General features: G+C 64.7%; 19 protein-coding genes. 11 read left to right on the top strand and 8 right to left on the bottom strand.

Annotated features, from left to right (window positions below):
• Positions 1-24: 24 nt before the first annotated feature.
• Positions 25-1,347: an MFS transporter gene (locus DKB74_RS09640; RefSeq protein WP_109807931.1), complete on the top strand. Its 1,323-nt coding sequence runs from the start codon at positions 25-27 to the stop codon at positions 1,345-1,347.
• On the opposite strand, the gene DKB74_RS09635 is transcribed toward DKB74_RS09640, so the two are convergent.
• Positions 1,298-3,592 (bottom strand): CDC48 family AAA ATPase, encoded by a 2,295-nt coding sequence (locus DKB74_RS09635; protein ID WP_109807930.1) that lies wholly within the window; start codon positions 3,590-3,592, stop codon positions 1,298-1,300. The genes DKB74_RS09640 and DKB74_RS09635 overlap by 50 nt on opposite strands.
• Before the next feature lie 315 nt (positions 3,593-3,907).
• Here DKB74_RS09635 and DKB74_RS09630 point away from each other — a divergent pair, with 315 nt between their 5' ends.
• Positions 3,908-4,798: a LysR substrate-binding domain-containing protein gene (locus tag DKB74_RS09630; protein WP_109807929.1), complete on the top strand. Its 891-nt coding sequence runs from the start codon at positions 3,908-3,910 to the stop codon at positions 4,796-4,798.
• Positions 4,799-4,815: 17 nt separating this feature from the next.
• Here DKB74_RS09630 and DKB74_RS09625 read toward each other — a convergent pair whose 3' ends face one another.
• Positions 4,816-5,268 (bottom strand): peptidylprolyl isomerase, encoded by a 453-nt coding sequence (locus DKB74_RS09625; protein WP_109807928.1) that lies wholly within the window; start codon positions 5,266-5,268, stop codon positions 4,816-4,818.
• A gap of 160 nt (positions 5,269-5,428) precedes the next feature.
• On the opposite strand from DKB74_RS09625, the gene mgtE reads away from it, so the two are divergent.
• Complete coding sequence (gene mgtE / locus DKB74_RS09620; protein ID WP_109807927.1) at positions 5,429-6,832, top strand: magnesium transporter; 1,404 nt, start codon at positions 5,429-5,431, stop codon at positions 6,830-6,832.
• A gap of 25 nt (positions 6,833-6,857) precedes the next feature.
• Positions 6,858-7,256, top strand: coding sequence for a DUF1489 family protein (locus DKB74_RS09615; RefSeq protein ID WP_109807926.1), 399 nt, complete (start codon positions 6,858-6,860; stop codon positions 7,254-7,256).
• Here DKB74_RS09615 and msrA read toward each other — a convergent pair.
• The 3 genes from msrA to pabB all read right to left on the bottom strand — a co-directional run bounded on the left by msrA (position 7,253) and on the right by pabB (position 10,993).
• Positions 7,253-7,909 (bottom strand): peptide-methionine (S)-S-oxide reductase MsrA, encoded by a 657-nt coding sequence (gene msrA, locus DKB74_RS09610; protein ID WP_109807925.1) that lies wholly within the window; start codon positions 7,907-7,909, stop codon positions 7,253-7,255. The genes DKB74_RS09615 and msrA overlap by 4 nt on opposite strands.
• A 93-nt stretch (positions 7,910-8,002) precedes the next feature.
• Entirely contained in the window at positions 8,003-9,202 is a 1,200-nt protein-coding gene (locus DKB74_RS09605; RefSeq protein ID WP_109807924.1) for a pyridoxal phosphate-dependent aminotransferase, read from the bottom strand.
• A 33-nt stretch (positions 9,203-9,235) separates the two neighbouring features.
• Complete coding sequence (pabB, locus tag DKB74_RS09600) at positions 9,236-10,993, bottom strand: aminodeoxychorismate synthase component I (protein WP_164497943.1); 1,758 nt, start codon at positions 10,991-10,993, stop codon at positions 9,236-9,238.
• A gap of 83 nt (positions 10,994-11,076) precedes the next feature.
• Here pabB and DKB74_RS09595 point away from each other — a divergent pair, with 83 nt between their 5' ends.
• The 6 genes from DKB74_RS09595 (at position 11,077) to DKB74_RS09570 (ending at position 14,859) form a co-directional block, all read left to right on the top strand.
• Entirely contained in the window at positions 11,077-11,739 is a 663-nt protein-coding gene (locus tag DKB74_RS09595; RefSeq protein WP_109807923.1) for an MBL fold metallo-hydrolase, read from the top strand.
• A 178-nt stretch (positions 11,740-11,917) separates the two neighbouring features.
• Positions 11,918-12,097, top strand: coding sequence for a 50S ribosomal protein L32 (gene rpmF, locus DKB74_RS09590; RefSeq protein WP_109807922.1), 180 nt, complete (start codon positions 11,918-11,920; stop codon positions 12,095-12,097).
• A 24-nt stretch (positions 12,098-12,121) separates the two neighbouring features.
• The gene (plsX, locus tag DKB74_RS09585) at positions 12,122-13,153 is read left to right on the top strand and encodes a phosphate acyltransferase PlsX (protein WP_109807921.1); all 1,032 of its coding nucleotides are present in this window, start codon (positions 12,122-12,124) and stop codon (positions 13,151-13,153) included.
• A 15-nt stretch (positions 13,154-13,168) separates the two neighbouring features.
• Positions 13,169-14,128, top strand: coding sequence for a beta-ketoacyl-ACP synthase III (locus DKB74_RS09580; RefSeq protein ID WP_164497936.1), 960 nt, complete (start codon positions 13,169-13,171; stop codon positions 14,126-14,128).
• A gap of 87 nt (positions 14,129-14,215) precedes the next feature.
• Complete coding sequence (locus tag DKB74_RS09575; RefSeq protein WP_109808259.1) at positions 14,216-14,515, top strand: integration host factor subunit alpha; 300 nt, start codon at positions 14,216-14,218, stop codon at positions 14,513-14,515.
• Positions 14,516-14,523: 8 nt separating this feature from the next.
• On the top strand, positions 14,524-14,859 hold the full coding sequence (locus DKB74_RS09570; protein WP_109807920.1) for a MerR family transcriptional regulator: 336 nt from the start codon (positions 14,524-14,526) through the stop codon (positions 14,857-14,859).
• Here the strand turns inward: DKB74_RS09570 and DKB74_RS09565 are convergent.
• From DKB74_RS09565 to DKB74_RS09555, 3 genes are all read right to left on the bottom strand, one after another.
• Positions 14,856-15,389, bottom strand: coding sequence for a SixA phosphatase family protein (locus tag DKB74_RS09565; protein WP_109807919.1), 534 nt, complete (start codon positions 15,387-15,389; stop codon positions 14,856-14,858). The two genes, DKB74_RS09570 and DKB74_RS09565, sit on opposite strands and share 4 nt — an antisense overlap.
• Positions 15,386-18,106, bottom strand: a complete 2,721-nt coding sequence (locus DKB74_RS09560) for an ATP-dependent DNA helicase (protein WP_109807918.1) — start codon at positions 18,104-18,106, stop codon at positions 15,386-15,388. Before DKB74_RS09560 ends, DKB74_RS09565 begins: the two co-directional genes overlap by 4 nt.
• Positions 18,107-18,411: 305 nt before the next feature.
• Positions 18,412-18,978, bottom strand: a complete 567-nt coding sequence (locus DKB74_RS09555) for a hypothetical protein (RefSeq protein WP_109807917.1) — start codon at positions 18,976-18,978, stop codon at positions 18,412-18,414.
• 68 nt (positions 18,979-19,046) lie between these two features.
• Between DKB74_RS09555 and DKB74_RS09550 the strand changes: the two genes are divergently transcribed.
• Positions 19,047-20,630, top strand: a complete 1,584-nt coding sequence (locus DKB74_RS09550) for a lysine--tRNA ligase (RefSeq protein ID WP_109807916.1) — start codon at positions 19,047-19,049, stop codon at positions 20,628-20,630.

Here is a 20,630-nt window from a genome sequence, read left to right as displayed (position 1 = left end):
CGTGATTTGCTTTAAGGCGAATCGATGATTGCCCGCCCGACGAGTCCGCCCGATCGGAATTTTCTGTTGCTGTTCCTGGTGATGCTGACGATCGCATCGGGAAACACGGCGCTGCAATCGGTGCTGCCCGCGCTGGGCCGGCTGCTCGGCGTGGCGGACAGCGCAGTGGCGGCGGTGTTTTCGATTTCGGCGCTGCTGTGGGTGATCGCGGCGCCCTATTGGGCCAATCGCTCCGATCGGCACGGGCGCCGGGCGATGGTGCTTCTGGGCATAGCCGCCTTCACGGTGTCGCTGTTCCTGTGCGGCCTTGCGCTGGTGGCGGGAATCAATGCGTGGATCGGACCGGTGGGGACGTTCGTCGCCTTCACTGCGGGGCGCATCGTCTATGGCAGCGGCGGTTCGGCAGCGCCCCCGGCGGTGCAGGCGCTGATCGCGCTGCGCACCCCGCCCGAAGAGCGGACGCGCGCGCTTTCGCTGCTCGCTTCGGCATTCGGGCTCGGGACGATTCTGGGTCCGGCAATCGCGCCCTATCTCGTATTGGGCGCCTTGTGGCGCGATGGTCCGGCGATCGGCCTGGCCGGCCCTGCACTTGTGTTCAGCGGATTCGGCCTGCTTCTCTGGCTGGCCATCGCACGCTGGTTGCCGCCTGAAGGCGAGGCGAGCGGGCATGGCGCCGCGACCAGCTATCCCTCGATCGGCGGGCAGCTTTCGGGCGCCAGCGTCACTGCCGCGATGTCGGACCGGGCGACCCCGGTCGCCTATTTCGACGCGCGCATTCGCGGCTGGATGATTGCGGGGCTGGTGATCGGCCATGCCCAGGCGATAGCCGGGCAGACGATCGGATTTCTGGTGATCGACCGGCTCGGCGTCGCGCCGCTCGAGGCGCTTCAGCCCACCGGGATCGTGCTGATGATGGGCGCCGGTTCGGCGCTGCTGGCGCAATGGGGCCTGATTCCGATGTTCAATCCGCAACCGCGGGCGATGGTTTTGATCGGTGCCGTTTTGGCGGCGCTGGGCTGCCTGGCCACCGGACTGGCGACGTCGCTATACGGCATCGCCACCGGCTATGCGCTCGCCTCGCTAGGCTTCGGCTTTGCCCGGCCGGGATTTACCGCCGGCGCTTCGTTGGCGGTGGGGCCGGAAGTGCAGGGGTCGGTGGCAGGCAAGGTCACATCGGTCAACGGCGCGGCCTATGTATTGGGGCCGACGATCGGCATCCTTGCCTATCAGCTGGCGCGGCCGCTGCCTTATGCGATGGCGGCGGCCGCGCTGCTGGGATTGCTGGCCTATGGCTGGGTCAGTCTTGATGCTTCTCGCCGCGCGGCTCGAGCATCCCCGGAGCAATGAAGCCGATCGGCTGAATCGACACCGCTTCCTGTTTCAGCCGCGACGCCATGGCTTCATATTCGCGCTCCATTTCGGGCGTGACGCTGGCGCGCGAATCGGTGAACGCCTCTTCGAAATTCGCCATCGTCACTTGCTGTGCGTCCAGCGAGCGGCGCAGGGCGATCAGCCCGGCGCGACGCACCAGATCCTCCAGATCGGCGCCGGTGTACCGATCGGCGCGCTCGGCCAGTGTGTCGAGATCGACATCATCGGCAAGCGGCATCTTGGCGGTTTGAATCGCCAGAATCCGCCGCCTGCCTTCGGCATTGGGCACGCCGACATAGATGAGTTCGTCGAAACGCCCCGGGCGAAGCAACGCCGGATCGATCAGATTCGGCCTGTTCGTCGCGCCGATGACGACCACCGACTGCAATTCTTCCAGCCCGTCCATCTCCGCAAGGATCGTGTTGACCACCCGTTCGGTCGCCTGCGGCTCGCCCAGTCCGCCGCCCCGCGCGGGAACCAGCGAATCGAGCTCGTCGATAAAGATGACGCAGGGCGACACCTGCCGCGCGCGCGCGAACAGTTTGGCGATCTGCTGCTCGCTCTCGCCATACCATTTGGACAGGAGGTCGCTCGATTTGGTCGCGATGAAATTGGCTTCCGCCTCGCGCGCGACTGCCTTGGCGAGCAGGGTCTTGCCGGTGCCGGGCGGGCCATAGAGCAGAAATCCCTTGGCCGGGCGAATGCCCAGACGCCGGAACGCGCCGGGATCCTTCAGCGGCAGTTCGACTCCTTCCTTGAGGCGCATCTGCGCGGCATCGAGCCCGCCGACATCGTCCCAGCGGACCTGCGGCGCCTGCACCATCACTTCGCGCATCGCCGATGGCTGGATGCGCTTGAGCGCTTCCAGAAAATCGGTTCGCTGTACCGAGAGCGATTCGAGCACTTCGGCAGGAATCGTCCCTTCGGCAAGGTTGAGCTTGGGCATGATACGCCGAACCGCGTCGATCGCCGCCTCGCGCGTCAGCGCGGCGATATCCGCTCCGACAAAGCCATAGGTGGTCCGTGCCAGCTCGCCCAGATCGACGTCCTCGGCCAGCGGCATGCCGCGGGTATGAATGCCCAGAATCTCGCGCCGACCGCGTTCGTCGGGAACGCCCACGACGATCTCGCGATCGAACCGGCCCGGCCGGCGCAACGCTTCGTCCACCGCATCGGGGCGGTTGGTGGCGGCGATGACCACGACATTGGCACGCGCTTCGAGCCCGTCCATCAGCGTCAGCAGCTGTGCGACCAGCCGCTTTTCCGCTTCGCCCGACACCCGGTCGCGCTTGGGCGCGATCGAATCGATTTCGTCGATGAACAGGATCGATGGCGCGGTCTTGTTGGCCTCCTCGAACACTTCGCGCAGGCGCTTTTCCGATTCGCCATAGGCCGACCCCATGATCTCCGGCCCGTTGATGAGCAGGAAATTGGCGTCGCTTTCATTGGCGACGGCGCGCGCGAGCCGCGTCTTGCCGGTTCCGGGCGGACCGTGGAGCAGCACGCCCTTGGGCGGATCGACGCCCAGCCGCTGGAACAGTTCGGGATAGCGAAGCGGCAGCTCGACCATTTCGCGCAGCTGGTCGATCGTGCCCGCCATGCCGCCGATATCGTCATAGGTGACGTCGGCGCGGCGGCTTTCCTCCGGCTCCTCATAATCGGGCCGCAGCTCGATCTCGGTATCGGCATCGACATGAACGATGCCGCGCGGCGTCGTCGAAATCACGCGGAGGCGGATTTCCTGCAGCGCATAGGCGGGCGCGCGCAGATGCTGGGATACGGCGGGCGGAATATCCGCGACGCGCTGCTGCCCCACCGTGGCGACGGTATCGCCCTGGCAAAAGGGACGGCCGATAAAAGTGCGCTTGAGCGCCTGGGCCGAGCCCTGAAGCCGCAAATTGGCCTGGGCGGGGGCAAAGACGACTCGGCTGGCGGCGCGCGATTCGGCGCGACGCACCTCGACCTGATCGCCGGCGCCGACACCGGCATTGGCACGCTGAAGCCCGTCGATACGGAGAATCTCCAGCCCCTCGTCTTCGGGATAGGGGAATACGGCGCGCGCGGGCGTGGTGCGTTTGCCGACGATCTCGACCACATCGCCTTCATCAAGGCCGAGCGCGTGCATCAATGCGCGGGGCAGGTGCGCCAGGCCACGGCCGCTGTCTTCGGGCCGGCTATTGGCTACCTGTAACCGGCGCGTGGGGGCGTCTTCGTCTGCCATATCCTCTCTCATGCTTCGTCAGCGAAGGGCGCAACATAGGAAGCGCGTCGCGCGGAAACGAGAGGCAGTGCGTGGACAAAAAAATGGCCGGTCCCGAAGGACCGGCCTTGAAAGGTTTAGGAGAGGATGCCTGAAAGGCACGTCCTATGTGCACCGCGGCATGGAATTGTGCAAGTGCGAAATGACAAATTGAAAGTTGCAAAATTTGCACCCTCAATCCATATTTTTGCATGACCCTTCCTGAGAGGGAGCCGCTGGCATTTGCATTTTACGCAAGCTTCCTCATAATGGTGCAGTGCACAAGAAACCGGTTTCATGAGACGACTTCCTCCCCTCACGGCGATCGAGGCCTTTGTCCAGGTCGCGCGACTGGGCTCGGTCAAGGCTGCGGCGGAGGAGCTTGCGCTTTCTTCTCCGGCACTTAGCCGTCGTGTTCAGGCGCTGGAACGCTTTATCGGCAAGCCGCTTTTCGAGCGTCGGCATCAGGCATTGCGGCTCAACGCCGATGGCGAACGCCTGCTCGGGCTGATCGCGCCCGCGCTCGATGCCATGACCGACGCAGTGGAAGTGATGACCAGCGGACGCGAGCTTTTGCGCCTGCGTCTGGGCGTACCGCCGCTTTTTGCAACGCAGCGATTGCTGCCGCAACTGTCCGATCTGCGGCAGCGCCATCCCGAATTTCACCTCGACGTCGATACTGCCGGCCATGGCACCACCCGGCTGGGCGACGCGCTCGACGCGGCGATCGTGATCGCACGCGAGATCGACCCGCAGCTTTATGCCCGCCGGCTTGATCGCAATCGCGTATTCGCGCTCGGCGCGCGATCGATGCTGGAAGGGCCCGACGCGGTTCGCGAACCCGGCGATATTTCGCGCGTCACTGCGCTGGTCCATCGCGATATGGCGGAAAGTTTCGAGGCATGGCGCGCGGCGGCCGGGCTGCCCGAGCTCGAGCCTGCGGCAATCGACTATTTCGATTCGGGAACGCTGCTGCTCGAAGCGGCGGCGCAGGGGCTGGGCGTTGCCTTCATGCTCGAATCGCATTTCGAGGCGGCGCGCGACGACCGGCTGGTCCGGCTGTTCAACCTCGATGTCGAAAGCAATTACAGCTATTGGTTCGTATGCCGCCCCCGGGCGCTGTCACAGCGCCCGGTGCGTTTGTTCCACGACTGGCTGATCGCCACGCTGGGTGCCGTGGAAGGCTGATCGAAGGCGTAGCGCGCTCAGGCGGTACGCATCGATTCGATCTTGCCCGGATTGGCCGGCGGTTCGCCCTTGGGCAGCGCGTCGACATGGTCCATGCCTTCTTCGACTTCGCCCCAGACCGTATATTGGCCGTCGAGGAACGTCGCGTCGTCGAGACAGATGAAGAACTGGCTGTTCGCGCTGTCCGGATCCATCGTGCGCGCCATCGAGCAGACGCCGCGGACATGCGGTTCGCGGCTGAATTCCTGCTTGAGGTTCGGTTCGTCCGATCCGCCCATGCCGGTGCCGCTGGGATCGCCGCCCTGCGCCATGAAGCCGTCGATCACGCGGTGAAAGACGACACCGTCATAAAAGCCGCGATCGGCCAGCGCGGCGATGCGCGCGACGTGATTGGGCGCGAGGTCGGGGCGCAGCTTGATGCGCACTTCGCCCGTGTCGAGTTTCATCACCAGATGCTTGGTGTCCGCCATTCCAATACTCCTAACACTGCTGTGAGCGTGCCCCTAAGCATTCTGACAGGGCCATGCAAACGCGAATGCGGCGCGGGCCGGGACATCCGCGAACGATTGGCATAGCCATCCTCCCTCGCTAGAGCGTGTTACAGTTCGCCGTATCCAGGGAGGGTCGATCATGAGCGAGACCGAGCTTTCCCCGGAAGACGAAGCACCCGAAAGCGAGCTCGACGAAGACGATCGGCTCAAGCCCGATTTCGTCCGTTCGGTGCTCGACGCGGTCGAGGCGGGCGATGCCGAGGAGGCGCGCAGCAAGGTCGAGCCGCTGCACCCGGCGGACATTGCCGATCTGGTCGAACTGACACCCGCCGACCTTCGCCCCGCGCTTGCCGCGGCGATCGCCGATTTCATCGACGGCGACGTGCTGTCGGAAATGAACGACTGGGTGCGCGAAGAGCTGATCGCCGCGCTCGAACCGCACCAGCTTGCCGATATCGCCGCCGAACTCGACACCGACGATGCCGTCGCGATCATCGAGGATCTGGGCGAAGAGGAACAGCGCGCCGTGCTGCGTGCGCTCGATCCGGACGACCGCGCCGCGATCGAAGAGGCGCTGAGCTATCCCGAGGAATCGGCCGGCCGCCTGATGCAGCGTGAGCTGATCGCGGTGCCCGAACATTGGACGGTCGGCGACGTCATCGACTATCTGCGCACCCAGGACGAACTGACCACCGATTTCTGGGAAATCTTCGTCGTAGATCCGGCGCATCATCCGGTCGGTACCTGTCATCTGTCCTGGATCCTGCGCACGCCGCGCGTCGTCGGCATCTCCGATGTGATGAAGCGCGAACAGACGCTGATCCCCGTCGACATGGATCAGGAGGAAGTCGCGCTGCGCTTCCAGAAATACGCCCTGATTTCGGCCGCTGTCACCGATGCAAGCGGGCGGCTGGTCGGCATGATCACGGTCGACGATGTCGTCCACATCATTCAGGAAGAAGCTGGCGAGGACGCGCTGCTGCTTTCGGGCGCCGGCGATGGCGACATCAACGAACCGATTCGCGATAGCTATAAATCGCGAGTGCGCTGGCTGGTCGCCAATCTGTTCACTGCCATGGTCGCCTCCGGCATCATTGCGATTTTCGATACCGCGATTCAGCAGATGGTGGCACTGGCGATCCTGATGCCGATCGTCGCGTCGATCGGCGGCAATGCCGGAACGCAGACCATGGCGATCGCCGTGCGCGCGCTGGCGACCAATCAGCTGACGCAATCCAACACGATGCGCACGATACGCCGCGAAATCACTGTCGCATTGCTCAACGGGGCGACGATCGCGCTGCTGCTGGGCGTGGGCGCCGGCATCATCTTCGGCAATCCGGGGCTGGGGATCGTGATCGGCACGGCGATGATCATCAATATATTGGTCGCCGGGCTCGCCGGGGTGCTGGTGCCGGTGTCGCTCGAGCGATTCGGTCAGGACCCGGCGGTGGCGTCTTCGGTGTTCGTGACGATGACGACCGATTCGATGGGCTTTTTCGTTTTCCTGGGGCTCGCCGTCGCGACGGGGCTTGTCGGCTGAGGCTGCGGCAACCAGATTTACCTGCGTGCCCCTTCATCTCACCAAGGTTGCGTTCGGCCATGACAGTGTCGAGGATCTGCGTCAGGCGCTCGGCCGATACGGCCCGGGCCAGTTCTGGCTGACCACCCGCTATCTGCCCAAACGGCATGAAGAAATTGTGGGCGGATCGCTATATTGGATCCTGCGACATCAGCTGGTGGCGCGGACGCCGATTACCGGCTTTGGCGAATTGCCCGGCGGCAAGACCGCGATCCATTGCGAACCGGTGGTGATCGACGTCAAGCCGCAGCCCAAGCGCGCGCATCAGGGCTGGCGCTATCTGGAGGATAGCGACGCTCCCGCCGATCTGGGTGGCAGCGGCCAGGGCATTGCCGAACTTCCGCCGAAACTGCTCGGCGCGCTTACCGAACTCGCGCTGATCTAGCGAACCAGCTGCGGATAGGCGGCTTCGAACGCCGCGACCTTGGGCTTGTCCCAGCGCACGATATAGGGATGCGTCGGATTGCGACGGTAGAAATCCTGATGCTGGGCTTCGGCGGCGAAAAAGCTTCCGCTTTCCAGCTGCGTCACGATCGGCCGGTCAAAGGCATGCGCCGCATCGAGCTGCGCGATATAGGCGCGCGCAACGCGCCACTGGGCGCCATCCTGCGGAAAGATTGCCGAACGATAGCTCGGGCCGCGATCCGGGCCCTGCCGGTTCAGCTGGGTCGGATCATGCGCCACCGAAAAATAGACGCGCAGCAGCGTGCCATAGCTCACCTGGCGCGGATCATAGGTGATCCGGATCGCCTCCGCATGGCGCGTGGTTTCGGAAGATACGGCAGCATAATTTGCCGTAGCCCGCGTGCCGCCGGCATAGCCGCTGACGACATTGCGGACGCCTCGAATGTCCTCGAACACCGCTTCCATGCCCCAGAAACACCCGCCTGCCAGGATCGCGGTCTGCAGGCCATTGCCCGCAGGGACATCCGTGGCGGGCGGCGGGATCGGCACGGCATGTTCGGTCGTGGCGGCGCTTCCCGCGCCAAGCCATAGCGCCGTCGCGCCGAGCGTCGCGAACAGTCCGGTCTTCAGCATGACAGGCTCCTTCCGATATCGTTCGACATCGGAAGGGAGTTCGTCCCGCGCAAGCCGAGGGTTACAGCGTCGGCAGCTTCGCAGCTTCCCGCGTTATTTCAACGCGGCGCAGGCCGCCTGGATCCGCGAACAGGCTTCGCGCAGCAGGTCGTCCGATGTCGCATAGCTGATCCGCATCGCCGGCGAGAGGCCGAACGCGGCGCCATGCACGGCCGCGACGCGCGCTTCGCCGAGAAAATAGCCGATCATCTGCTCATCGGTTTCGATCTTTTCGCCCTTGGGCGTCGTCTTGCCGATCAGCCCCGAAAATTCGGGATAGACATAAAAGGCACCTTCGGGCGTCGGGCAGGTCATTCCGTCGATTTCGTTGAGCATGCCGACGACCATGTCGCGGCGCTTCTGAAACGCGGCGTTGCGTTCGGCGAGGAAGCTCTGGTCGCCGGAAAGCGCCGCGGTCGCCGCTGCCTGCGCAATCGAACAGGGATTCGAAGTCGATTGCGATTGGAGCTTGGCCATCGCCTTGATCAGCCACTGCGCGCCCCCGGCAAAACCGATGCGCCAGCCGGTCATGGCATAGGCCTTGGAACAGCCATTCACCGTAAGCGTGCGTTCGAACAGGCTGGGGCATGCCTGCGCGATCGTGTGAAACCGGAAATCGCCATAGACGATATGCTCATACATATCGTCGGCGAAGATCCAGACATGCGGATGGCGTTCGAGCACTTCGCCCAGCGCCTGCAGCTCGGCCAGCGAATAGGCCGAGCCCGTCGGGTTCGACGGCGAATTGAGGATCAGCCACTTGGTTTTCGGCGTGATCGCCGCTTCGAGCTGTTCGGGGCGCAGCTTATATTGCTGATCGGGTCCGGCAGCGACGAACACCGGCGTGCCGCCCGCGAACTGGACCACGTCGGGATAGCTCACCCAATAGGGCGCCGGAATGATGACTTCGTCGCCCGGATCGACGGTGGCGACCATGGCGTTGAACAGCGTATGCTTGCCGCCGACATTGACGGTTATCTGGCCGGTTTCGTAGCGCAGTTCATTGTCGCGCTGGAACTTGGCGACGATCGCCTCCTTGAGTTCGGCGGTACCGTCGACATTGGTATATTTGGTCTTTCCCGCGCGAATCGCCTCGATCGCGGCTTCCTTGACGAAGTCGGGTGTATCGAAATCGGGTTCGCCCGCGCCCAGGCCGATGACGTCGATTCCCTGACGCTTCAGGTCGAGAACCCGGCTGGTCATGGCGAGCGTGGGAGAGGGCTGGATACGATCGAGCGCGGCGGAAGCGTGCATTTTGGAGGCCTTGGGCTAAGGGAAGCGCGCGCCCTATAGCGGAGTGCCGATCGAATCGGCAACCGGCTGCGCAGCAATCAATCCGCGCAAAGCGTTTCCGATGTAAAATCCTTGCGTCAGATCGCCCGGCCGCAACTCTTCTTCGACTGCGCGCCCGGTCTCGATCAGTTCGGCGCGGAGCACGCCCGGCAACAGCCCGCGCGCGAGCGGCGGCGTGGCGAGACGTCCGTTCCGCTCGACAAAGATGGTCGTGAAACTGCCTTCGGTCAGATAGCCGTCGGCATCGGTGAACAAAGTTTCGAACGCGCCATCGACGCGGGCACGATCGTAAAAGCCGCGCCGGCTGGTCTTGTGCCGGAGCCGAAAATCGTCGCATGCGACCGGCATCGGCGCAATCGCCACGCGGACCGGGCTTTCGGGGCGTGCAGGCATCGGCGATATGCCGACCGCGATCGCGCCGGATCGCGCCAGCACCAGCCGGATCCGCGACCGCATGCGCAGCCGGAATGTTGCGGCCTGAAGCTCGTTGCGCGTCGCATGCCGATCGAACGAAAAGCCCAGGGCGCCGGCGCTGTTCTTCATCCGGGCGAGATGGCGCTCGAGCAGCGGCATGCCCGCGATCGGGTCGAACGCCATCGTCTCGATCAGGTCGAACGGAGTCTCGCCTGCGGTCACGAACGCGCCTTTCGCCAGACATTCCTCCCATTCGGCATCGGCCGTCGAATCGGCGACCAGTGCCGATCCTAGTCCAATTGTAGCGTGTGTCGCGCCCTTCTCGATTGCCAGCGTGCGGATCGCGACATTGAAGATCGCGTCGCCATCGGGGTCGATCGCGCCGATCGTACCGGTATAGATGCCGCGCGCATCGTCTTCGGTTTCGGCGATCACTTCCATCGCGCGCAATTTGGGTGCGCCGGTGATCGATCCGCAGGGAAAGAGCGCAGCCAGCGCCTCGACGATGGTGTTGCCGGTTTCGGGAACCGCGTGCACCGTCGAAACCATCTGATGTACGGTTGGATAGCGTTCGACCTGAAACAGGCTTGGCACGGTCACGCTTCCCGCCCGGGCAACGCGCGAGAGATCGTTGCGCATCAGATCGACGATCATCAGATTTTCGGCGCGCTGTTTGGGATCGCGCGCCAGCGCGTCGGCGATGGCCGCGTCCTCCGCATCGGTGGTGCCACGCGGGGCAGTGCCCTTCATCGGCCGGGTGATGAACCGGTCGCCATCGCTCTGCAGGAACAGTTCGGGCGACAGCGACAACAGCCAGTGTTCGCCCGTCGCGACCAGCGCGCCATAGCCCGCGCCCGCGCGTGCGCGCAGGAGCGCATAGAGCGCGGCGGGGTGACCCGCGAACGGCAGATCGGCACGGAAACTGAGATTCGCCTGATAGATATCGCCGGCGCGAATATATTCGGCAACGCGGGCGAATTTGGCATCATAGTCCTGCCGTTCGACGCGCGGCACCGGGGCACCGGCCCATGCCCCTGCCGGATCGGGCAACAGCGCGACGGGATCGATCGTCTCGCACCGGTCGAATGCGCCGAACCACAGCAGTGGCGCCTGGCCGGGCCGCGTAGCGGCGCGCGCTTCGATGCCCGATGCCGCTTCATAGCCGATATAGCCTGCAAGCCGCTGGCCCTCGTCATGGCGCGATCGCAACTCGGCCATCGCCGCCACCACTTGTCCCGCCGTATCGGCACGTAGTTGCGAGCGCATGCCATGATAGAGTCGCGCCCGCCCGCCCGGTCGGGCGTCGTCCAGCAACACGAATGGCGGGTCGGGCAGCATCATTGCGATTCGCGCATGCAGTGCGGCGTGGCGCGCGGCAACCCCGTGTTGCTGCATGCCGCGCGGTCTCCTATCTCGTGGCCATGTCGAATCCTCCCCTTCGCGCCGCTATCGTTCCGGTCACGCCGCTTCAGCAGAATTGCTCGCTCCTCTGGTGCACCGAGACGATGAAGGGCGCCTTTGTCGATCCGGGCGGCGATCTCGACAAGCTGCGCGCGGCGGCGAAACAGGCCGGGGTGACGGTCGAGAAGATTCTCATCACCCATGGTCATATCGATCACTGCGGCGCGGCAGGCGAATTTGCCAAGGAACTGGGAGTTCCGATCGAAGGACCGCACGAAGCCGACCGGTTCTGGATCGCGCGGCTCGATGAAGACGGCGCGCGCTATGGCGTTCGCGGCACAGTGTTCGAACCCGATCGCTGGCTGAACGATGGCGATCAGGTGACCGTCGGCAATCTGACGCTCGACGTCTATCATTGTCCCGGTCACACGCCGGGCCATGTCGTGTTTCATCATGCGCCCTCACAGCTGGCGATCGTCGGCGACGTGCTGTTTCAGGGGTCGATCGGCCGCACCGATTTCCCGCTCGGCAATCATCAGGATCTGATCGACGCGATTACCGGCAAGCTCTGGCCGCTGGGGGGCGAGACAGTGTTCGTCCCCGGCCACGGTCCGGTCAGCAATTTCGCGCATGAGCGGGCTAGCAATCCCTTCGTCGCCGATTCGGTATTGGCGCGCGGTTAGCCGTTCCGGAATCCGCCTGCGGGTTGCAACGCAGCGCAGAATCGCTATACGCGCGGGCTCGCTTCGTGACCTGCCCCATCGCCGGTCCGGCGGGTGCCGGTTCTTCCGGCGCTTGTCCGGTCCATCGACAGGGCGTATCGCGACCCCGAATTCACGTGTTTTTCAAGAAGGTGCCGAGATGGCAGTTCCCAAGAGAAAGACCACGCCGTCCCGGCGCGGCATGCGCCGTTCGCACGACGCATTGAAGGTTGAGGCGTTCCAGGAATGCCCGAATTGCGGCGAATTGAAGCGTCCGCACAATCTGTGCTCGGCTTGCGGGCATTATAACGGTCGCGAAATCGTCTCGAGCGAGGACTGATCGGGCGACGGGGGCAATGACAGCATGACCAAAGCCTCGCGAATCGCCGTCGATGCGATGGGCGGCGACGAGGGCATTGCCGTCATGCTGGCGGGCGTTGCGCGTGCGCGACGCAAGTTCCCCGGCATGGAGTTCTTCCTGGTCGGCGACGAATCGGCGATTCGGGAAGGGCTCAAGAATCACCCCAATCTGACCGCTGCTTCCGAAATCGTGCACGCGCCCGAAGTCGTCGGGAGCGAGGAAAAGCCGAGCCAGGCGCTGCGCCGTGCCAAGACCACTTCGATGGGAATCGCCATCGACCTGGTCAAGCAGGGCCGCGCCGGCGCGGCCGTATCGTCGGGTAATACCGGCGCGCTGATGTCGATGGCGAAGGTTTCGCTGCGGACGATGCCGGGCATCGATCGCCCCGCGCTGGCCGCGCTGCTGCCGACGCTGGGCGAAAATGATTCGGTGATGCTCGATCTGGGCGCCAACACCGAATGCGACACGCGCAATCTGGTGCAGTTCGCCGTGATGGGCGCGGCCTATGCGCGCACCGCGCTCGATCTTGAGCGGCCGCGCGTCGCGCTGCTCAACATCGGTACCGAGGAACTCAAGGGCACCGACCGGGTGCGCGAAGCCGCCGCCCAGTTGCGTGCCGCGCCGCATCTGCCGCTCGATTTCACGGGGTTCACCGAAGGCGATCGATTGTCGCGCGGCGAGGTCGATGTGATCGTTTGCGACGGTTTTTCGGGCAATATCGCGCTGAAAACGGCCGAAGGCACCGCCCGATTCGTTGCCGATCTGCTGCGCCGCGCCTTTCAGAGTTCGACGCGCTCGAAGATCGGTTTTCTGATTTCGCGCCCCGCCACCGAATTGCTGCGGCATCATCTTGATCCCAACAACCATAATGGTGCCGTGTTTCTGGGCTTGAACGGGCTGGTCGTGAAGAGTCATGGCGGAGCCAACGAACTGGGCGTACAGAATGCCATCGCCGTGGCCGCCAAGATGGTGCGCGACGATCTGACCCGGCGAATCATCGAGGATCTGGGCAATTTCGAAGCCCGGGCGGCCTGAAACGGAGGAACAAGCGTGCGCGCAGTGATTACCGGCACCGGATCGGCCTTGCCGATGCGGCGCGTGTCCAACGCCGAGCTTGCCGAGACCGTTGATACCAGCGACGAATGGATCATCGAGCGGACGGGCATCCGCTTTCGCTACATTGCCGGACCGGAAGAAACGACCGCGACTCTGGGCGCGGATGCCGCCCGGGCGGCGCTCGATGCGGCGGGCGTTCCGGCGCAGGACATCGATCTGATCGTCCTTGCCACCGCGACGCCGGATCAGACCTTTCCGTCTTCTGCGACCAAGATCCAGGCGATGCTGGGAATCGACGATTGCGTGGCATTCGATGTCGCGGCGGTCTGTTCGGGGTTTCTCTACGCGCTCCAGGTGGCCGATTCGATGATCCGCGCCGGTGCGTATCGCAAGGCGCTGGTTATCGGTTCGGAAACGTTCAGCCGCCTGCTCGACTGGGAAGACCGTGCGACCTGTGTGCTGTTCGGCGATGGCGCCGGCGCGATCGTGCTCGAGGCGCAGGAAGGCGATGATTCGCGCGGCGTGCTTGCCACCCGGCTCCACGCCGATGGCCGGCACAACCAGCTTCTCTATGTCGATGGCGGTCCCTCCACCACGGGAACGGTCGGCAAGGTGCGGATGAAGGGCAAGGAAGTGTTCCGCCATGCCGTCGTCAATCTGGCGTCGGTGCTGGAGGAATCGCTTGCCGCCGCCGGGCTCACTTCCGACGATATCGACTGGCTTGTCCCGCATCAGGCCAATGCCCGCATTCTCGACGCGACGGCGCGCAAGCTGAGCCTGTCGCCCGACAAGGTCGTCGTTACCGTGGACCGGCACGCCAATACCTCGGCCGCGTCGGTGCCGCTGGCGCTCGATACCGCGGTTCGCGACGGCCGGATCAAGCGCGGCGACCTGCTTGTACTCGAAGCCATGGGTGGCGGATTCACCTGGGGCGCCGCCGTAGTTCGCTTCTGATCGTTCCGCAGGTGTAATGTGCGGTTGCTCAGTCGGAACAATGTGATAGGGTTGATTCCCTGATAATTGGAGGGGGCGATGCTGACCATGACCTCTCCGGGCACGCTGACCCGGGCCGATCTATCTGAAGCACTGCACCGTGAGGTCGGGCTTTCGCGTGCGGATTCCGCGCAGATGGTCGAACAAATTCTCGAACATATGTGCGAAGCGCTCGCCGAAGGCCAGAATGTGAAGATTTCCGGTTTCGGAAGCTTCATCCTGCGCGACAAGGGCGAGCGGATCGGCCGCAATCCCAAGACCGGCGTCGAAGTGCCGATCGCGCCGCGCCGCGTGCTCACGTTCCGCGCCAGCCAGATGATGCGCGACCGCATCGTCGACGGGGGCTGAGAACGGCGATGCCGGCCTCCGAAAAGGCGGCCGGAGCGCTGCGCACGATTGGCGAACTGGCCGAGGAAATCGGCCGGCCCCAGCATGTCCTGCGCTATTGGGAAACGAAGTTTCCACAGCTGCGCCCGCTGCAACGGGCGGGGCGGCGGCGTTATTATCGTCCCGACGATGTTGCGCTGGTGCGGCGAATCCATGGGCTTCTCTCGCATGAAGGCTATACGATTCGCGGCGTGCAGAAGCTGTTGGCTTCCGAACGCGGCAACAAGCGCGGTACGCCGCAATCGGCGGCGCTGACCAAAATTCGCGCGCAGCTGGTCGCGGCGCTGGAGCAGGACGCGGCCTAGCGATCCGGCCCGAGTGCGGGATCGAGATCGCGCGGGCGCACGAAGCGCAGCAGCGTTCCGGTACCGCCATCCACCTTGCGCCAGCTATCGGCATCGAAGCGGATCTGCGCCAAGCTGGCGGTCGGAAACTTCTCCTCGACATCGCTGCGCAGGTCGCTGCCGCCCGGGACGAGCAGCAGCACCAGCTCTTCCAGTCCGGGATTATGCCCGACAAACAACAGGTTATCGATCGCATCGTCGCATTCCTGGACGATATCGAGCAGCGTCGGCGCAGACGCGAGATAGAGGCGCTTTTCCCATTCGGGGGCCAGCTCGCTGCCGAACCCCTTTTCGATTTCGGCGAGCGTTTCCTTCACCCGCACCGCCGGCGAAGCGACGACATGGTCGAACGCGAGCCCCAGTCCACGCATGTGGCGGCCCATCGTCTGAGCCGCACGATGCCCCTTGGGGTTGAGCGGCCGATCGAAGTCGCGCGCCACCGGATCGTCCCATCCCGATTTGGCGTGGCGCAGCAGCGTCAGCGTCTTCATGGCTCTCCCGTCACTGCGTTGGCGGCCTCTTCATGGCGCAACCGCGCGCCAGAGGAAAGCTGTACCCGGGCGATTGCTTCGTCTAGCGTCACTCTTTCCACCGGGGTCGCTTCCGGAAAGGCCGACAGCAGCCGCGACGGCATCGCCGCCGACAACAGCACGAACGTCCCCTTGTCGCCCGCGCGCCGAATCAGCCGCCCGAACGCCTGTGCCAGCTTTGCCCGGATGATGCGGTCGTCATATTCCTTGCCGCCATTGGCGAGCCGCCGTGCGGCGTGGAGCACGGTCGGTTTGGGCCAGGGCACGCCCTCCATGACGACGAGCCGCAGCGAATCGCCGGGGACATCGACACCGTCGCGCAGCGCATCGGTGCCGAGCAGCGACGCGCGCGGATCGTCGCGAAAGATATCGACCAATGTCCCGGTGTCGATCGGATCGACATGCTGGGCGAGCAGCGGCAGCCCTTCGCGCGCCAGCCGGTCGGCGATTCGCGCATGGACGGTGCGCAGGCGGCGGATCGCCGTGAACAGCCCCAACGTGCCGCCCTGCGAGGCAGTGATCAGCCGCGCATAGGCATTGGCGAGCGCCGCCATATCGCCGCGTTTCACATCGGTGACGATCAGCACTTCGCTTTGCGCGGCATAATCGAACGGGCTGGGCGCAGCGAAATGATCGGGCGCGGCGGTGAGATGGGTGGCCCCCGAACGCGCTTCGGCAACGTCCCAGTCGCCCCCGGCGCGCAGCGTTGCCGAGGTCACCATGACGCCATGCGCGGGTTTGAGCACGGTCTGGGCAAAGGGCTGCATCGGATCGAGCCAGTGGCGGTGGAGCCCGACATCATATTCGCGCCCTTCGAACCGGTCGACGGCCAGCCAGTCGACGAAATCGGGTGCGGCGGGCCCGCCGATCCGCGCGATCAGCGACAGCCATGCCGTCACCGTGTCGCGCCGCCATTGCAGCGAGGCGATCGCGCCTTCGATCCGCGCGCGGGCGGCGCCGTCCATCCAGTCGGGCGATTCGTCGAGCACCGCTTCGAGCCGCCGTCCGAGCGTGACGAGCGGACGCAACAATGCTTCGAGCGCTTCGCTGGCGGGTCCGGCGGCTTCGACCAGCGCCGCATCGGGTTCGGCAAGTTCGGTTTCAAGGCCATAGCCGGCGTCTGCGGCGTCGGCGGCGCGCGCATAGGTGAGGCCGCGCACCGCGGCGAGCAGCGATTCGATCGGCCCGAACGGTTCGCCTTCGTTCAGTCGCTGCAGCCACTGGTCCGACGGCAAATGGCGTGCGGCGTCGACGGCCTGCGAAATTGCGCGCGCGCCTTCCTCGTCATAGCTGGCGACATCGGAAAGCCGTGCGGCAAGGCCGCGTCGGCGGCCGCGCGCCTTTGATTCGGGGCCGATGATCCAGCGGCGCAGCTCGATCGCTTCCTGTCCGGTCAGCGCGGCGGCGAACATTGCGTCGGCGGCGTCGAACAGGTGATGGCCTTCGTCGAAGACATAGCGTGTCGGGCGGCTGTTCATCTCACGCCCACGCGCGGCGTTGACCATCACCAGCGCATGATTGGCGATGACGATATCGGCATCGGCGCTCGCCCGCGCGGCGCGCTCGATGAAGCATTTCCGGTAATGCGGGCACCCGGCATAGATACACTCGCCGCGCCGGTCGGTCAGCGCGGTGGAGCCGTTGCGCCGGAACAGGGTGGGGAGCCATCCGGGCAAGTCGCCGCCGATCATGTCGCCATCGGCGCTGTATGCCGCCCAGCGCGCGACAAGATGCGCGAGGATCGCGGCGCGCCCGGCAAAGCCGCCCTGCAGCGCATCCTCCAGATTGAGCAGGCAGAGGTAATTTTCGCGCCCCTTGCGCGTGACGACACGCTGGCGCCGCTCGGCGGCATCGGGGAAGATCCGTTCGCCCTCATGCCCCAATTGGCGTTGCAGCGCCTTGGTATAGGTCGATACCCATACCGCGCCGCCCGCCTGTTGTGCCCAGAGCGATGCGGGGGCGAGATAGCCCAATGTCTTGCCGATGCCGGTGCCGGCTTCGGCCAGCACCATATTGGGCTCGTCGCGCCGATCGCGCGGGGAAAAGGCATGGGTCGCCGCAGCGGCATAATCGCGCTGGCCCTGACGCGTTTCGGCGCCGGCGCCGGTGAGCTGTGCCAGCCGGTCGCGGACATCATCGGGGGCGAGCACGACGGCGCGCGGCGGCGGGCGATTCGCCGTTTCGTCCCATTCGGGCAGGCGTGAGAACAGCCAGCGTTCGTGCCGTTCGGGCCTGGCGATGCGCGGCGTGAGCGTCGGCGCCCAGGGCCAGCGCAGCCGGGCGAGCGATTGCAACCCGGTCCATGCGCCTTCGCGCTCGGGCCAGTCTCCTTCGGCCATTGCCAGCAAGGACGCGGCGGCTTCGCGCAGGAACGGCGCGATATCGGCGTCGCTTTCGGGCGGCGACAGATCGACTGCGCGCGCCAGCCCCCTGGGCGTCGGCACGACAAAGCGTGCGGGCCGCAGAAAGGCATAGAGTTCGAGCAGATCGAGCCCGGAAAGCTCGGGATGGCCGAGCCGTTGCCCGACCAAAGGCGCGTTGAGCAGGATCACCGGCGTATCGGCGGCAAGCCGGATTGCCTCGCCGCGGCTGAGCCCGCGCGAATCGCCCTCGGGCGTGGTGATCCACACGCCCGAATGGCTGGCGTGGAGCGCGGGCCAGGGCATTTCGATACTCATGGCAAAAACCGCGGAAAACCGTGCCAAGTTCGCACCGGTTCGCACCTATATGCGCGTGCGGCCGTGCGGGCGGACCGGTGGCGCGAATGCAGAGGCGAGAGGATCAGCGGGGCGAGGACGTGCGCCATGGGCGCAATGTTGCACGAATGTTCCGCCGTAGGACAGGGGGTGCGGGGGATTTTATAGCTTTCCCTTGCCCGTCAGCCCGGACTTGATCCGGGGTCCCGCCGCCTTTCCGCGACGGTTGGAAGGCAGGAAGAAGCGTCAAGTCCGGGGCGATGAAGGTTGTTGGGAGCGGCCGGCCTTCATTCCGTCGCAGGGCTGGTCGGGCGCTCGACCACCGGGATGCCCTTCAAAGACGCGACGCCATCCAGATAGGAACAGGTGATTTTCGATAGCGCTTCATGATCCGGGGGCAGCGGGCCCGCATCTGCTGAGGCCAGGGCCGACGCGGCGCGCATGCGACAGATTGGCGCGAAAACGGTTTGTCGCATGCAACGCGTCCAAAATTCGACGTCAAACCGACTTCGGTTATCAGCGAACCAAAGTCGCCTGCGTTCAGCGTTTGCGCCATCACGCATGATGTTGGAGAACCAGTGATAACCCGCCTCATATTCAAAGGGGGAGGCATCCGGGTCGAAAAGCGTGCCGAGGTCATATCCACATTCGGTTCTACCGTCGTAGGAGAGCGTGTTCAGCGCCGGGACCGGTTCATTGCGCTGCACCTCGCGGACGAGCGCTTGAAGTGCTTCATCGGCCGCAAGCTCCGAGGGATTGCGTGCGTCGAGAGCCGCACCCACCACCGCAACCAACAACGGCCCAAGGACGAACCCCAGCACCGCGCAGGCCAGTCCGAACATGATCCGTTTCACGCCGCCTCTCCCCCGAGTCACACCCAAGCATTGCGATTTTTGCGCGCAGGCGCCAGATGCGCGGGACAATGACAGACACTCCTGATCTCCGCTCCGCAGGACTGACGTCCAAGGCATGGCCGTTTGAAGAGGCGCGCAAGCTGCTCAAACGCTATGAAAAGGGCGCGCCGGAGAAAGGCCATGTGCTGTTCGAAACCGGCTATGGCCCGTCGGGGCTGCCGCATATCGGCACGTTCAACGAAGTGCTGCGCACGACGATGGTGCGGCGCGCGTTCGAGACGATTTCGGACATTCCGACCCGGCTGATCGCGTTCAGCGACGATATGGACGGGCTGCGCAAGGTGCCCGACAATGTCCCCAATGGCGCGATGCTGGCCGAGCATCTGGGCAAGCCGCTGACGCGCATTCCCGATCCGTTCGGCACGCATGAAAGCTTTGCCGCGCACAACAACGCAATGCTGCGCGAATTCCTCGACCGGTTCGGGTTCGACTATGAATTTATCAGCTCGACCGACATGTATGGGTCGGGCGCGTTCGACGATGCGCTGCGCCAGGTGCTGCGCAAATATCAGGGCATCATGGACGTGATGCTGCCGACGCTGCGTGCCGAGCGGCAGGCAACCTATTCGCCCGTCCTGCCGGTCAGCCCGAAGTCGGGTATCGTGTTGCAGGTGCCGGTCGAAGTGCTCGACCCCGAAACCGGCATGATCGCGTTCGAGGATGACGGTGAACGGATCGAACAGAGCGTGTTCGGCGGGCAGGCCAAGCTGCAATGGAAGGTCGACTGGGCGATGCGCTGGTATGCGCTCGGCGTCGATTATGAAATGGCAGGCAAGGACCTGATCGATTCGGTGATCCAGAGCTCGAAAATCTGCCGCGTACTCGGCGGGCGGCCGCCCGAAGGCTTCAACTATGAGATGTTCCTCGACGAAAAGGGCGAGAAGATTTCAAAGTCGAAGGGCAATGGCCTCAGCCTCGACCAATGGCTGACCTATGGGTCGGACGAGAGCCTCGCCTTCTATATCTTTCGCGAGCCGAAAAAGGCCAAGGCGCTGCATATGGGCGTGATCCCGCGTGCGGTGGACGAGTATTGGCAGTTCCGCGAGCGCTATGCCGATCAGCCGGTCGAACAGCGGCTCGGCAATCCGGTGCACCATATCCATAATGGCCCGCCGCCCGAGGAAAAGCTGCCGGTCACCTTTGGCCTGCTGCTCAATCTGGTCGGGGTGATGGGCGATGCGACCAAGGAACAGGTCTGGGGCTATCTCTCCAACTATGTGCCCGATGCCGATCCGGCGACTTATCCCGCGCTCGATTCGCTGATCGACAAGGCGCTCGCCTATGCGCGCGATTTCGTCGTGCCGACGCTGCAGCGGCGCGCGCCCGAGGGTGTCGAAGTGGCGGCGCTCAAGGAACTCGACGCGCAGCTGGCGGCGATGCCGGCGGATGCTTCGGCCGAGGATATCCAGAACGCCGTCTATGAAATCGGCAAGGCGCATTTCGGCAAGGAAGCGCTGCGCGACTGGTTCAAGGCGCTGTATGAAACGCTGCTGGGATCCTCGCAGGGGCCGCGCATGGGCAGTTTCATTGCGCTCTATGGCATCGAAAACAGTCGCAAGCTGATCGGCGAAGCGCTCGGCAAAGCCGCCTGA

The organism is Stakelama portus (genome assembly GCF_003171655.1).
GTDB lineage: Bacteria > Pseudomonadota > Alphaproteobacteria > Sphingomonadales > Sphingomonadaceae > Sphingomonas > Sphingomonas portus.
This window is presented reverse-complemented; position numbering and strand designations above follow the sequence as displayed.